Source organism: Halomonas sp. E19 (assembly GCF_052439355.1).
Classification (GTDB): domain Bacteria; phylum Pseudomonadota; class Gammaproteobacteria; order Pseudomonadales; family Halomonadaceae; genus Halomonas.
On the sequence record NZ_JBNFWU010000001.1, the window covers coordinates 3176440 to 3189358 of the forward strand.

Consider the following 12919-nt stretch of genomic DNA (forward strand, 5'->3'; position numbering starts at 1 on the left):
CACTCTATCGAGGAGTCCTGAAACCATGAACTCTGTCCTGCGCCCCGTGGCGGTCTCCATGCTGTGTCTGGGAGGGCTGCTGGCCGGCTGCTCCGAGAGCGACCGGCCGCTGGATTCGCCGGTTCGCCTCGAAGGCGCCATCTTCGGCTCCTATTATCAGGTGTCGATCGCCGACAGCCTGACCCAGGGCAGGCGCAGCGGCTCGACGAGGGTCTGGTGGACGTGCTGGAACAAGTGGATGCGGCCATGTCGATCTACCGCGACGACTCCGAGCTGATGGCCTTCAATCAGGCCCCGCTGGGCGAATGGCAGCCGCTCTCCAACGAACTGATCGAGGTGCTGGCGATCAGCCAGTCGGTCGCCGAGGCCAGCCACGGTGCCTTCGATATCACCATCGGCGGCTTGGTCAACCTGTGGAGCTTCGGCTCCGAAGCCCGCCCGCGCGAGGTGCCCGACCCCGGCACGCTGCAGCAGCGCCTGAGCGAGGTCGGCCCGGGCAGCATCGAGATCGACGAGCAGGCCATGCAGGCGCGGCGCCTGCGCGACGTCTTCATCGACCTGGGCGGCGTGGCCAAGGGCCACGGCACCGACCGGGTCGCCGCCTACCTGGACGCCCAGGGCCTGGAGCACTACCTGGTCAATCTGGGCGGCGACCTGGTCACCCGCGGCTACCGCGACACCGAGCAGCAGCCGTGGCGAGTCGGCATCGAGGCGCCGCTGACCGACCGCCAGGAGGCCCAGTTCATCCTGCCGCTGCACGCCATTTCGATCGCCACCTCCGGCGACTATCGCAACTATTTCGAGGAGGACGGCCAGCGCTTCTCGCACACTATCGATCCGCGCAGCGGGCGCCCCATCGACCATCGCGTGGCCTCGGTGACGGTGGCGCATCCTTCCAACGCCTGGGCCGACGCCTGGGCCACCGCCATGCTGGTACTGGGCGACGAGGAGGGCCTGGCGCTGGCCCGCGAGGAGGATCTCAAGGTGCTGATGTTGGTACGTGAGGACGAAGGCTGGGCCAGCGTGGCGAGCCCCGCCTTCGCTGACTATCTCGGCGCCGAGCTGATGGAAGAGCTCGGCATCCTGGTGCGCTGAGCGGCGGTGGCGCCGCCCGGCGACAGGGACGCACGGCCCGCCCGGCGGGCCACACCATGGAAACCAGAAGGAACAAGGAGCCAACGATGACCCTCGATGTGGTGGTACTGGCCGCGGGCCAAGGCACGCGGATGCGCTCGGACCTGCCCAAGGTGCTGCATCGCCTGGCCGGCAAGCCGATGGTACGGCATGTGCTCGATACGGCACGCCGGCTGGAGGCCCAGCGCCTGCATGTGGTGATCGGCCACGGCGCCGAGCGGGTGCGCGAGGCGTTGGCGGACTACCCGGTGAGCTTCGCCGTGCAGGCCGAACAGAAGGGCACCGGCCATGCCGTGGCCCAGGCGTTGGAGGGCCTTGGCGATGGCCGGGTGCTGGTGCTCTACGGCGACGTGCCGCTGATTCGCCACGAGACCCTGGCTGCGCTGATGGCCCAGGTCGACGAGAGCCGCATGGGCCTGTTGACCGTGACCCTCGACGACCCCAGCGGCTACGGGCGCATTCTGCGCAACGAGGCTGGCGAGGTGGTGGCCATCGTCGAGCAGAAGGATGCCGCCGAGCATGAGCTGGCGATACGCGAATGCAATACCGGCATCATGGCGATGACCGCCGCCCAGCTGAAGCGCTGGCTGCCGCGGCTCTCCGCCGACAACGCCCAGGGCGAGTACTACCTGACCGATGTGATCGCCATGGCCGCCGCCGAAGGAGTCGCCATTGCCACTGCCCAACCGGCCGATGCGCTGGAAGTGGAAGGCGTCAACAACCGCGTGCAGATGGCCAGGCTCGAGCGCGCCCACCAGGCGCGTATCGCCGACGCGCTGATGACCCAGGGGTTGCCCTGATGGATCCGGCGCGCCTCGACGTGCGCGGCCGGCTGCGCTGCGGCCACGACGTCGAGATCGACGTGGGCTGCGTGTTCGAAGGCGAGGTGGAGCTGGGCGAAGGCGTGCGCATCGGCCCGCACTGCGTGATCCGCGACAGCCACATCGGCGCCGGCACCGTCATCGAGCCGCACAGCGTGCTCGAAGGCGTCGTGGCCGCCGGCCACAACCGCATCGGCCCCTTCGCCCGGCTGCGTCCCGGCACCCGCCTGGCGGTGGGTGCCAAGGTCGGCAACTTCGTCGAGACCAAGAATGCCGAGGTGGGCGAAGGCAGCAAGATCAACCACCTGAGCTACGTGGGCGACGCCCGCCTGGGCCAGGACGTCAACGTGGGCGCCGGCACCATCACCTGCAACTACGATGGCGCCCGCAAGCATGTGACCGAGATCGGCGATGCGGCCTTCATCGGCTCCAACACGGCGCTGGTGGCGCCGGTGAGCATCGGCAAGGGCGCCACCATCGGCGCGGGCTCGACGATCAGCAAGGACGTTGCCGATCACGCCCTGGCGGTGTCCCGGGGCCGCCAGATCAGCAAGCCGGACTGGCAGCGCCCGACCAAGCAACAGGATCAATGATCAGCCAAGGAGGTAGCGTTCATGTGTGGAATCGTGGGGGCCGTCGCCCAGCGTAACGTTCAAGGCATACTGCTCGAAGGACTCAAGCGTCTGGAGTATCGCGGCTACGACTCGGCCGGCATGGCCATTCTCTCGCCCGATGGGCTTCAGCGCAGCCGCGCGGTGGGCAAGGTGGCGGCGCTGGAGGAGCGGCTGGCGACCCAGTCCCTCGTCGGCCGCTGCGGCATCGCCCATACCCGCTGGGCCACGCACGGCAAGCCCAGTGAGATCAACGCGCATCCCCACGTCTCGAACGAGCGCGTGGCGGTGGTGCACAACGGCATCATCGAGAACCACGAGGCGCTGCGCGGCGAGCTGGCCGAGGCCGGCTATGCCTTCACCTCGGAAACCGACACCGAAGTGGTGGCTCACCTGGTCGACCGCGAGTACCGCCGCCACGGTGACCTGCTCGGCGCGGTGCAGGCGGCGCTGGCCCGGCTGCATGGCGCCTATGCGCTGGGCGTGATCCACGCCGACGAGCCCGGCGTGATCGTCGGCGCGCGCAAGGGCAGCCCGCTGGTGGTGGGTGCCGGTATCGACGAAGCCTTCCTCGGCTCCGACCCGCTGGCGCTGCTACAGGTCACCGACCGCTTCATCTACCTGCAGGAGGGCGACGTGGTGCGCCTTTCGGGCGCCGGGCGTATCGAGATCTTCGATGCCGCGGGGGCACGGCCGAGCGCGAGGTGCACACCTTCGAGCACGGTGACGGCGCAGCCAGCAAGGGCGACTACCGTCACTTCATGCAGAAGGAGATCTTCGAGCAGCCCACGGTGATCACGGCGGCGCTGGAAGGGCGGCTGGGTGAGGGCTCGGTGCCGCCCGAATGCTTCGGCCCCGACGCCGAGGTGCTGTTCCAGCAGGTCAAGCAGATTCACATCGTCGCCTGCGGCACCAGCTACCATGCCGGTATGGTGGCGCGCTACTGGCTGGAGCGCTACGCCGGCGTGCCGGTGCAGGTGGAGGTGGCCTCCGAATATCGCTACCGCACCGTGGTAGTGCCGAAAGGCACGCTGTTCGTGACCCTCTCCCAGTCGGGTGAGACCGCCGACACCCTGGCGGCGCTGCGTTTTGCCCGCGAGCAGGGCTACCTCGGCAGCCTGGCGATCTGCAACGTGCCGGGCAGCTCGCTGGTGCGCGAATCCGACCTGACCCTGATGACCCAGGCCGGCCCCGAGATCGGCGTGGCTTCCACCAAGGCTTTCACCACCCAGCTGACCGCGCTGATGCTGCTGACCCTGGCGCTGGGCCGCGTGAAGGGGCTGGCCGCAGGCACCCAGGCCGAGCTGGTCGATAACCTGCGCCGCCTGCCGCGACTGGTCAACCAGGTGCTGGCGCTGGACGACGCGATCGAGGCGCTCTCCATGGCCTTCGCCGAGAAGCACCACGCGCTGTTCCTCGGCCGCGGCGCTCACTTCCCCATCGCCCTGGAAGGCGCGCTGAAGCTCAAGGAGATCTCCTACATCCACGCCGAGGCCTATCCCGCCGGCGAGCTCAAGCACGGCCCGCTGGCGCTGGTCGACAGCGAGATGCCGGTCATTTCCGTGGCGCCCAACGACGAACTGCTCGACAAGCTGAAGTCCAATCTGCAGGAAGTGCGCGCCCGCGGCGGCGAGCTGTTCGTGTTTGCCGACGAGCAGGTCGGCATCAAGGAGGAGGAAGGCGTGCGCGTGCTGTGCCTGCCTCACGTGCACGAAGCCCTGGCACCGATTCTCTACACCATCCCGCTGCAGCTGCTGAGCTACCACGTCGCCGTGCTTAAGGGCACCGACGTCGACCAGCCGCGCAACCTGGCCAAGTCGGTCACGGTAGAGTAGCCAGGCTCCTTGCCGTAGACATGGCAGCGAGAAGCCGCCGCTGCGGTGGAAGCTGGGCGTATGCCTAGCGTTCCACCCAGCCGCGGCTGATCAGCGGGGCGAACAGGATGTGATAGAGCCGCCTGGCCACGTGATGGTAGAAGGGCAGCACCAGCCAGTGGCGGCTGGCGCCGACCAGCAGCGCCATGGCGGCCGCCAGCACCAGGGCACCGAGCATGTCCTGCGGGAAGTGCACGCCGAGGAACACCCTGGCCCAGGCCACCGGCAGGGCGAGCAGCAGCAGGTAGCGGCCGATGCGGCGAGTGCCCGAGTGCAGCAGCAGGCTGAATGCCATGGTCAGCATGATGGTGGCGTGATTGCTGGGGAAGGCCGGAGTGGGCGAATGGTCGAGGAAATGCTGGCCTATCGGCACCATGAAGGGGCGCGGCGTGGGCCAGAGATAACCGATCACCCAGCTTGCCGCCAGGGCCAGCATGGTGGCGATGAAGGCCTCAAGCAGCGGGCGCTTGAGCCGGTCACTGCCACGCAGCCAGCCGATCACCAGCAGCAGCGGCACCGCCCAGATCAGGCGCTCCGCCAGCTGTTCGGCGATCAGCAGCCAGCGCGGGTCGACGTCCACCGGCGCGTTAAGGCGAGTAAAGAGGGCGAGATTCAGCGTCTGTTCCATGAGCGTGCTGCGCGTATGCGCTTCCTTGTGACTGGCGTAACGCTGCCATCCTGCCATTTGGGCCCGGGGCTTGCCCACCGTTTTTGTGACACCGCGATGACAGCCTGGCCCTTCCCCCTGTGCTCCGGCGATGTGCTGGAAGCGAGCGATTCGGCATCATCTTTTCCACAAGGGGTGCGTGAAAGTCGCGTTCCACCGCCTGTTGATAACTTATGGTGGTCACAGGGAATAGCGAGGCGTTCTCCTGTCGTTTGCCACTGCGGCCAGAGTCGGCCCTGTCCGGCTTCACGCGCGGCAAGAAAAGCCACAACTCCCGTTACACGGGATTTCCACGGCTCACAGGCCACCGCTCTCGCGCATCGAAAGGCTTGACGAACGCCGTCGCCTGGCGTATCCAGCGGCCTGGTTTCGGTGCTTGAGGCTGTGGATAAAATAGGGGAAAACCTCTTTCTTCATTGTGCATACCCGCACCGTGCCGGCCTCCTCCGTGGCGCTTGCCTGTCGCCACGTTTGGCAGGCTCTTCTTCCGACGGCTGTTATTTGGGGGCTCGCCCTGCCTTGTTCACCGTCACGCCTCGCTCTGGCTCGCTCCCACGCGTTTTCCTGAGCGCGCCAGGCGCCCTCGGGCCGCCTGGCCGCAGTGCACCATCGGCCAAGCCAGCCGCTGGCCTTCTAGCGTTTGATCGGATAGATTTGCCGACAATCAGGCGTAAATGCATCGTTTTTTACTGTATTTCCGTACCTGAAACACCTTAACAACCATCTACAGAACAATAGGTGATACATGTCAAAACACGTCCATGCGCAGTGGTCGTCGAAAATGGGCTTCGTTCTCGCGGCGGCGGGTTCGGCGGTGGGGCTGGGCAATATTTGGCGCTTTTCCTACATGGTGGGCGACAGCGGAGGCGCCGCTTTCGTGCTGGTCTACCTGGCGTGCGTGGCGGTAGTAGGCCTGCCGATCCTGGTGGCGGAATGGCTGATCGGCCGGCGCGGGCAGAAGAACCCGATCAACGCGATGGCGGAGCTGGCCAGCCGCAACGGCCAGCCCAAGGCCTGGGCGCTGGTCGGCGTCAGCGGGGTGTTGGCGGCGTTCCTGATCCTCTCCTTCTATAGCGTGATCGGCGGCTGGTCGCTCTCCTACACCTTGAACTCGGTCACCGGTACCTTTACCGGTCAAGACGCTGACGGCGTCGCCGCCGTCTTCACCGGCCTGCTGGGCAGCCCGGGGGCGCTGCTGCTGTGGCACACCGCGTTCATGGCGCTGGTGGTGTGGATCGTGGCGCGTGGCGTGACCAAGGGGCTGGAAGGCGCGGCGCGTACCCTGATGCCGGCACTGGTGGTGCTGCTGCTGGTGCTGGTGGGCTATGGCATGACCACCGGCCACTTCGGCGAAGCGCTGGCCTTCATGTTTCGCCCAGACTGGAGCGCTTTGACCGGCGGCGTGGTGCTGGCGGCCATGGGGCAGGCGTTCTTCACCCTGTCGCTGGGCATGGGCATCATGATGGCCTACGGCTCCTACCTGGGCGAGGACGTCAACCTGCTGGGTACGGCACGCACGGTGATCATCCTGGATACCGTGATCGCCCTGCTGGCCGGCCTGGCCATCTTCCCTATCGTGTTCGCCAACGGCCTGAGCGCCGGCGAAGGGCCGGGGCTGATCTTTGTCACCCTGCCGCTGGCCTTCGGCAACATTACCGGCGGCATGCTGCTGGGGCTGATGTTCTTCCTGCTGCTGACCTTTGCCGCTCTGACCTCGGCGATCTCGCTGCTCGAGCCGGTGGTGGAGTTCGTCGAGGAGCGCACGCCGCTGACGCGGGTGATGGCCACCCTGGTGAGCGCCGTGGCGGTGTGGGTGCTGGGCATCGCGGCGCTGATGTCGTTCAACGTCTGGCCGGGGCCGGTGATGTTTGGCCTGAACGTGTTCGACTTGCTCGACACCTTCACCAGCAAGATCCTGCTGCCGCTGACTGGCCTCGGCGCGATCGTGTTCGTGGCCTGGTGCCTGGAGCGCGGCAGCGTGGCCGCTGAGCTTCGGCTGGCGGGCGGCATGGAGCGGCTGTGGCACCTGGTGGCGCGTTACGTGGCACCGCTGGGCGTCATCGTAGTATTCGTCAACTCGCTGCTCGGCTGAGTCAACGCGTTACCCCGGGCCGCGCCAGGCGGGCCCGGAAGCCGACCGGCCGCCCTTCGGGGCGGCCGTTTCAATGGGTTTCGTCGTCGACCAGGTCGGCGATGTCGCGCTCCAGGCGCTTGAATTCGTTGTGCAGTTCGATGCCGCGCCGGGCGCGCAGGTTGCGCTGGGCGGCACAGCGTGAGCGTTTCTCGTGCTCGGCGACGTTGAGGCTCATGTAGATATCGAGAAGTTCGTTCTTGACGGAAGTAACCCGTTCGACCTTTCGCATGATCGAATCTCCCTTTTTCTTCTTTTGCCTGACACCTTGTTCCATGGGTTCATGTTGCGTGCCGGCTAACGGCGCGACACTCGACTTTTACTATAACTCACTGACGGAAATGTGACGGACGGGCTGTCCACGCTGGGTGCGAAACTCCCACAGCCGGCGTCGGATGGGGCATACTGGCTGCTGCGTTCGTGAAACCAAGGAGTTCAGCGTGAGCCGCGCCCTGTTCGATGAAATGAGACGCCGCATGGAGCATTTTCGTCGCTCCGAGCAGAAAGTGGCGCGCTTCGTGCTGCGTAACCCCGAGGAAGTGATCCACATGCGCATCGTCGACCTGGCCACCGAGGCCAAGGTGAGCGAGCCGACCGTGGTGCGCTTCTGCCGGGCGCTGGGCTGCAACGGCTTTCAGGACTTCAAGCTCAAGCTGGCGCAGATGCTGGCGTCGGGCAGCCAGTTCGCCCAGTTCTCGATGAACGACGACGACTCCGTCGCCGAGTTCTCGCAAAGCATCTTCGACTCCACCGTGGGTACCCTGCTGTCGGTGCGCGACCGGCTCGACAACGATGCTCTGAGCCGGGCGATCCAGGCACTGGCCATGGCCAACCGGGTGGAGTTCTATGGCTTCGGCGCCTCCGGTGCGGTGGCCTTCGATGCCCAGCACAAGTTCTTCCGCCTGCAGATCTCCACCGCCGCTTATGCCGATCCGCACATGCAGAACATGTCGGCGGTGACGCTCAAGGAGGGCGACGTGGTGGTGGCGATCTCCCAGACCGGCCGCACCCGCGCGCTGGTCGCCAGCGTGCGCCTGGCTCGCGAGGCCGGCGCCACGGTGATCGGGCTGTGTCCCACCGGCTCGCCGCTGGCCGAGGAGGTGACCCTGCCGCTCTACATCGACGTGCATGAGGACACCGAGATCTATACCCCGATGAGCTCGCGCATCGCCCACCTGGTGCTGGTCGACGTGCTCGCCGTGGGGGTGGCCAAGACCCGCGGGCCGAAGCTCGCCGAGCAGCTCAAGGCGGTCAAGAAGAGCCTGACGCCGCTGCGGTTTCCGGAGCAGGAGGGAAAGCCCTAGCGGCCTAGCCCGCGGCTGTTCCGGCGACAGGTCTAGGCGGAGGCGCTGTGAACCCTTCCTGGGCGCTACATCCTTCATCCCTGAAGGATGACCTCCGCTTCGACCTGTCCCCGGCGCCGCTCGGGTCGAGGATTGGACGGGCGGATATGCTAAGCTGGGCGCTCATTTTTTCCAGCGGCAGACCCCTTCCATGGACGACGTCACGGCGATTCTCGATCAGTTGAACCCGGCCCAGCGCGAGGCGGTGAGCGCCCCCAGGGCAACATGCTGGTGCTGGCCGGAGCCGGCTCCGGCAAGACTCGGGTGCTGGTGCATCGCATCGCCTGGCTGATGCAGGCCGAAGGGCTGTCGCCCTATGCCGTGCTCGCCGTGACCTTCACCAACAAGGCCGCCCGCGAGATGCGCACGCGGCTCGAGGCGCTGCTGGGGCTGTCGCTGCGCAACGTCTGGGTCGGTACCTTCCACTCCATCGCCCATCGCCTGCTGCGCACCCACTGGCAGGACGCGCGGCTGCCGCAGCATTTCCAGATCATCGACTCCGACGACCAGCTGCGGCTGATCAAGCGGCTGCTCAAGGACCACCGGATCGACGACGAGCGCTACCCGCCGCGCCAGGTGCAGTACTTCATCTCCGGCTGCAAGGAGGAGGGGCTGCGCCCGCACCAGGTCGACGTCCACGGCGACGCCTACCTGGCGCAGATGGTCGAGCTCTACGAGCGCTACCAGCTCACCTGCGAGCGCGGCGGCCTGATCGACTTCGGCGAGCTGCTGCTGAGAAGCCTGGAGCTGCTGCGCGATACCCCGGCGCTGCTGGCCCACTACCAGGAGCGCTTCGGCCACGTGCTGGTCGACGAATTCCAGGACACCAACACCCTGCAGTACGCCTGGCTCAAGCTGCTCACCGGCGTGAGGACGCCGATGACGGTGGTCGGCGACGACGACCAGTCGATCTACGGCTGGCGCGGGGCGCGGATCGAGAACATTCGCCGCTTCGAGCAGGAGTTCCCTGCCACCAGGACCGTGCGGCTGGAGCAGAACTACCGCTCCACCAGCGCCATCCTCGACGCCGCCAATGCGCTGATCAGCCACAACACCGAGCGCATGGGCAAGCAGCTGTGGACGGCCGGCGCGCGCGGCGAGCCGATCTCGGTGTATGCCGGCTTCAACGACCTGGACGAGGCGCGCTTCATCGTCGACACCATCAAGGAGAAGGTCGACGAGGGCTACCGGCGCCGCGACGTGGCCATCCTTTACCGCTCCAACGCCCAGTCGCGGGTGCTCGAGGAGACCCTGATCCGCCAAGGGATGCCCTACCGCATCTACGGTGGACAGCGCTTCTACGAACGGCTGGAGATCAAGAACGCCCTGGCCTACCTGCGCCTGCTGCTCAACCGCGACGACGACGCCTCGCTCGAGCGCATCATCAACGTGCCGGCCCGCGGTATCGGCACCCGCACCGTGGAGCTGCTGCGCGAGCGGGCGCGAGTCACCGGCGCCTCGCTGTGGCAAGCGCTGCACGATGGCCTGGCCGAGGGCGCGCTGAAGGGGCGCGCCGGGGCGTCGCTGCAGGCCTTCGCCGACCTGGTCGAACGGCTCGACAACGACACCGCGGGCCTGGCGCTGCACGAGATCATCGATCACGTGAACACCATGTCGGGGTTGGTCGAGCACCACCGCAGCGAGAAGGGCGAGAAGGGGCAGGCCCGGGTCGAGAACCTGGAGGAGCTGATCAACGCCGCCCGCGCCTTCACCCAGGGCGAGTCCTTCGAGCCGCCCGAGGTCGGCGAGGGGCCGTGGCGCTGGAGGCATTCCTGGCCGAGGCGGCGCTCAACGCCGGCGACCACGAGGCCGACGAGTTCGAGGACAGCGTGCAGCTGATGACCCTGCATTCGGCCAAGGGGCTGGAGTTTCCGCTGGTGTTCATCGCCGGGGTGGAAGAGGGGCTGTTCCCGCACAAGATGTCGCTGGAGGAGCCCGGCCGGCTCGAGGAGGAGCGCCGACTGTGCTACGTCGGCCTGACCCGCGCCATGCGCAAGCTCTACCTCACCCACGCCGAGATCCGCCGTCTGCACGGCAAGGAGACCTTCCAGCGGCCGTCGCGGTTCCTGCGCGAGCTGCCCGCCGAGTGCCTGGAAGAGGTGCGCCTGCGTGGGCAGGTCTCGCGCCCGGTCACGGCCATGCGCCCGGCGGTGGGGCTGTCGCGTCAGACCTCGGTCGACGGCGGCGGCGACCTGCCCAGCCTCAGCCTCGGCCAGCGGGTGAGCCACCCGATCTTCGGCGAAGGGGTGATCCTCAACGCCGAAGGGCAGGGCGAGCGCGCCCGGGTGCAGGTCAGCTTCGAAGGGGTCGGCGACAAGTGGCTGGTGCTTGGGTTTGCCAAGCTCACGCCGCTGTAGGCGAGAGGGGTAGCGGTAAGTCAGACAAACGCTTGGCTTGCCGGTGAATTCCCCCTTGTCGCATACTCTGCGGCGGACACATCGCGCAACACAAGACGCGACTCAGAACAACCAGCCGGAGTCATGCCTGCATGCAACGCCGTAACTTCCTCAAGACCGTCGGCCTCGGTGCCGCCGGCGTCGCCGCCGCGCCCTTCGTTTCCACCGCCAAGGCGCAGGACACCATCACCTGGGACATGGTCACCTCCTGGCCGACCAATTTCCCGGCCCTGGGCACGGGTGCCAACGATTTCGCCCGGCGCATCGAACAGCTCTCCAACGGCCGCATGCGCATCCGCGTGCATGGCGCGGGTGAGCTGGTGCCCGCCATGGAGGTGTTCGACGCCGTGGCCGCCGGCACCGCCGAGATGGGTCACTCCGCCGCCTACTACTGGCGCGGCAAGGTCGCTGCCTCGCAGTTTTTCACCGCCGTGCCGTTCGGCATGAACACCACCGAAACCAACGCCTGGCTGTACCACGGCGGCGGCCAGGAGCTGTGGGACGAGATCTACGCCAAGCACAACCTGAAGCCGTTCGCGGTCGGCAACACCGGCACCCAGATGGCCGGCTGGTTCAAGAGGGAGATCAACTCCCTGGAGGACATGCGCGGCATCCGCCTGCGCCTGCCGGGCCTGGCCGGCGAAGCGATGAACGCCATCGGCGTGACCACCGTCAACATGCCGGGCGGCGAGATCTTCACCTCCTTGCAGACCGGCGTGCTCGACGCCGCCGACTGGGTCGGCCCGTACAACGACATGGCCTTTGGCCTGCATCAGGTGGCCGACTACTACTACACCTCGGTGTGGAACGAGCCGTCCGCGGTGCTGGAAGGCACCGTCAACCTGGATGCCTGGAACGCCCTGCCCGACGACCTGAAGGACGTGGTGCGCGAAGCGGCCAAGGCGTCCAACCTGGCCATGATCAGCGAGTTCGCCTTCCGCAACGCCCAGGCGCTCGACACCCTGGTGACCGAGCACGGCGTGCAGCTGCGCACCTTCCCCGAGGACGTCATGCAGGCGCTGTACGACGCCTCGCAGCAGGTGATCCAGAACCAGATCGATAACGACCCGGACTCGAAGAAGGTCTACGAATCCTACGTGGCGTTCCAGAAGGTGGTACGCCCGTTCAGCGACATCGGCGAGTTCAGTTACCTGAAGGCACGCGAAGCGGTGGGTGGCTGAACCTCAGCGATCGCTTCGCCGTGAACGTCAAGGGCGCCCGCGTGGCGCCCTTGGCTTTTGTGCAGGCGGCGGGCATTCGCTGAAATAGCGCACGCCCCGGCGTTTCACAGGCCCGGCTGGCGCACCGCGCGAATCCGGCCCTTGTCGTCAAGCGCCACCATCACGAAGCGCGCTTCGGTGACCTTGTGCAGTTCGCTGTTCTCGCGCTCGTGGGGCTGGCGGATCCACACTTCCACGTCGATCTTGACCGAGCTGTGGCCGATTTCGCGCACGGCGGTGAAGATGTTGACCATCGAGCCGACCCGCACCGGGCACAGGAAATCCATGGTTTCGATGGCCACGGTGGCGGTACGGCCCAGCGCTTCGCGGCCTGCGGCCAGCTCGGCGGCCTGGTCCATGTGGCGCACCAGCCAGCCGCCGGGAATGTCGCCGTAGACGTTGGTGTCCTGGCGCGAGGCCAGCAGCTTGAGCGTCAGTTGGCCCTGGGGAGAGGGAACGTCGTCGAGATCGGTCATGGATTGTCGTAAGCTCGGCTTGTTGTTGTCGGTTGAGAGTATTGCAGTGCAGCGCGGACGATGCGTGCGCCATCATAAACGCCTAATGCGAGCGATCCCAGTACTGCGGCGATCTGCCGTCCCATGCCGATGCAGCGTCGCCGTTGCGATGACCGCGTCGCCGCAGCCGAGCGCCAGGCCTGGATCGCCTTGCCCATCGTTGTCCTCGCTCGCCCTCAGGAGTGAACCATGTTGCTGAGTCAGCGC

6 protein-coding genes and 4 pseudogenes are annotated in these 12919 nt (G+C 66.8%); 7 read left to right on the top strand and 3 right to left on the bottom strand.

The features are described from left to right. The first annotated feature begins 25 nt into the window (after positions 1-25). The 3 pseudogenes from ACUDAL_RS16605 (at position 26) to glmS (ending at position 4401) form a co-directional block, all read left to right on the top strand. A pseudogene (locus ACUDAL_RS16605) lies at positions 26-1095 on the top strand (FAD:protein FMN transferase). A gap of 86 nt (positions 1096-1181) precedes the next feature. Then, a pseudogene (gene glmU / locus ACUDAL_RS16610) lies at positions 1182-2548 on the top strand (bifunctional UDP-N-acetylglucosamine diphosphorylase/glucosamine-1-phosphate N-acetyltransferase GlmU). Between the two features lie 21 nt (positions 2549-2569). Next, positions 2570-4401: pseudogene (glmS, locus tag ACUDAL_RS16615) on the top strand (glutamine--fructose-6-phosphate transaminase (isomerizing)). Positions 4402-4465: 64 nt separating this feature from the next. Here glmS and ACUDAL_RS16620 read toward each other — a convergent pair. Next, a complete protein-coding gene (locus ACUDAL_RS16620; protein WP_444678906.1) occupies positions 4466-5068 on the bottom strand; it encodes an undecaprenyl-diphosphatase in 603 nt (200 codons plus the stop codon). A gap of 784 nt (positions 5069-5852) precedes the next feature. Here ACUDAL_RS16620 and ACUDAL_RS16625 point away from each other — a divergent pair. After that, the gene (locus tag ACUDAL_RS16625) at positions 5853-7199 is read left to right on the top strand and encodes a sodium-dependent transporter (protein ID WP_444678907.1); all 1347 of its coding nucleotides are present in this window, start codon (positions 5853-5855) and stop codon (positions 7197-7199) included. Positions 7200-7269: 70 nt separating this feature from the next. Here ACUDAL_RS16625 and ACUDAL_RS16630 read toward each other — a convergent pair whose 3' ends face one another. After that, positions 7270-7470, bottom strand: a complete 201-nt coding sequence (locus ACUDAL_RS16630; protein ID WP_444678908.1) for a PA3496 family putative envelope integrity protein — start codon at positions 7468-7470, stop codon at positions 7270-7272. Positions 7471-7678: 208 nt separating this feature from the next. Between ACUDAL_RS16630 and hexR the strand changes: the two genes are divergently transcribed. The 3 genes and pseudogenes from hexR (at position 7679) to ACUDAL_RS16645 (ending at position 12158) form a co-directional block, all read left to right on the top strand. Continuing rightward, positions 7679-8542, top strand: a complete 864-nt coding sequence (hexR, locus tag ACUDAL_RS16635; protein ID WP_444678909.1) for a transcriptional regulator HexR — start codon at positions 7679-7681, stop codon at positions 8540-8542. Positions 8543-8732: 190 nt separating this feature from the next. Next, positions 8733-10938, top strand: a pseudogene (uvrD, locus tag ACUDAL_RS16640) (DNA helicase II). Positions 10939-11069: 131 nt separating this feature from the next. Beyond that, positions 11070-12158, top strand: a complete 1089-nt coding sequence (locus ACUDAL_RS16645) for a TRAP transporter substrate-binding protein (protein WP_444678910.1) — start codon at positions 11070-11072, stop codon at positions 12156-12158. 104 nt (positions 12159-12262) lie between these two features. Here the strand turns inward: ACUDAL_RS16645 and ACUDAL_RS16650 are convergent, their stop codons facing one another. Beyond that, positions 12263-12673, bottom strand: a complete 411-nt coding sequence (locus ACUDAL_RS16650; protein ID WP_444678911.1) for an acyl-CoA thioesterase — start codon at positions 12671-12673, stop codon at positions 12263-12265. Positions 12674-12919 lie beyond the last annotated feature (246 nt).

What these genes read in the sequence shown, in the direction of transcription:
- ACUDAL_RS16645 (WP_444678910.1), top strand. Translation starts at nt 11,070, where the DNA reads ATGCAACGCCGTAACTTCCTCAAGACCGTCGGCCTCGGTGCCGCCGGC.
- ACUDAL_RS16630 (WP_444678908.1), bottom strand. Translation starts at nt 7,470, where the DNA reads ATGCGAAAGGTCGAACGGGTTACTTCCGTCAAGAACGAACTTCTCGAT.
- ACUDAL_RS16620 (WP_444678906.1), bottom strand. Translation starts at nt 5,068, where the DNA reads ATGGAACAGACGCTGAATCTCGCCCTCTTTACTCGCCTTAACGCGCCG.
- ACUDAL_RS16650 (WP_444678911.1), bottom strand. Translation starts at nt 12,673, where the DNA reads ATGACCGATCTCGACGACGTTCCCTCTCCCCAGGGCCAACTGACGCTC.
- ACUDAL_RS16625 (WP_444678907.1), top strand. Translation starts at nt 5,853, where the DNA reads ATGTCAAAACACGTCCATGCGCAGTGGTCGTCGAAAATGGGCTTCGTT.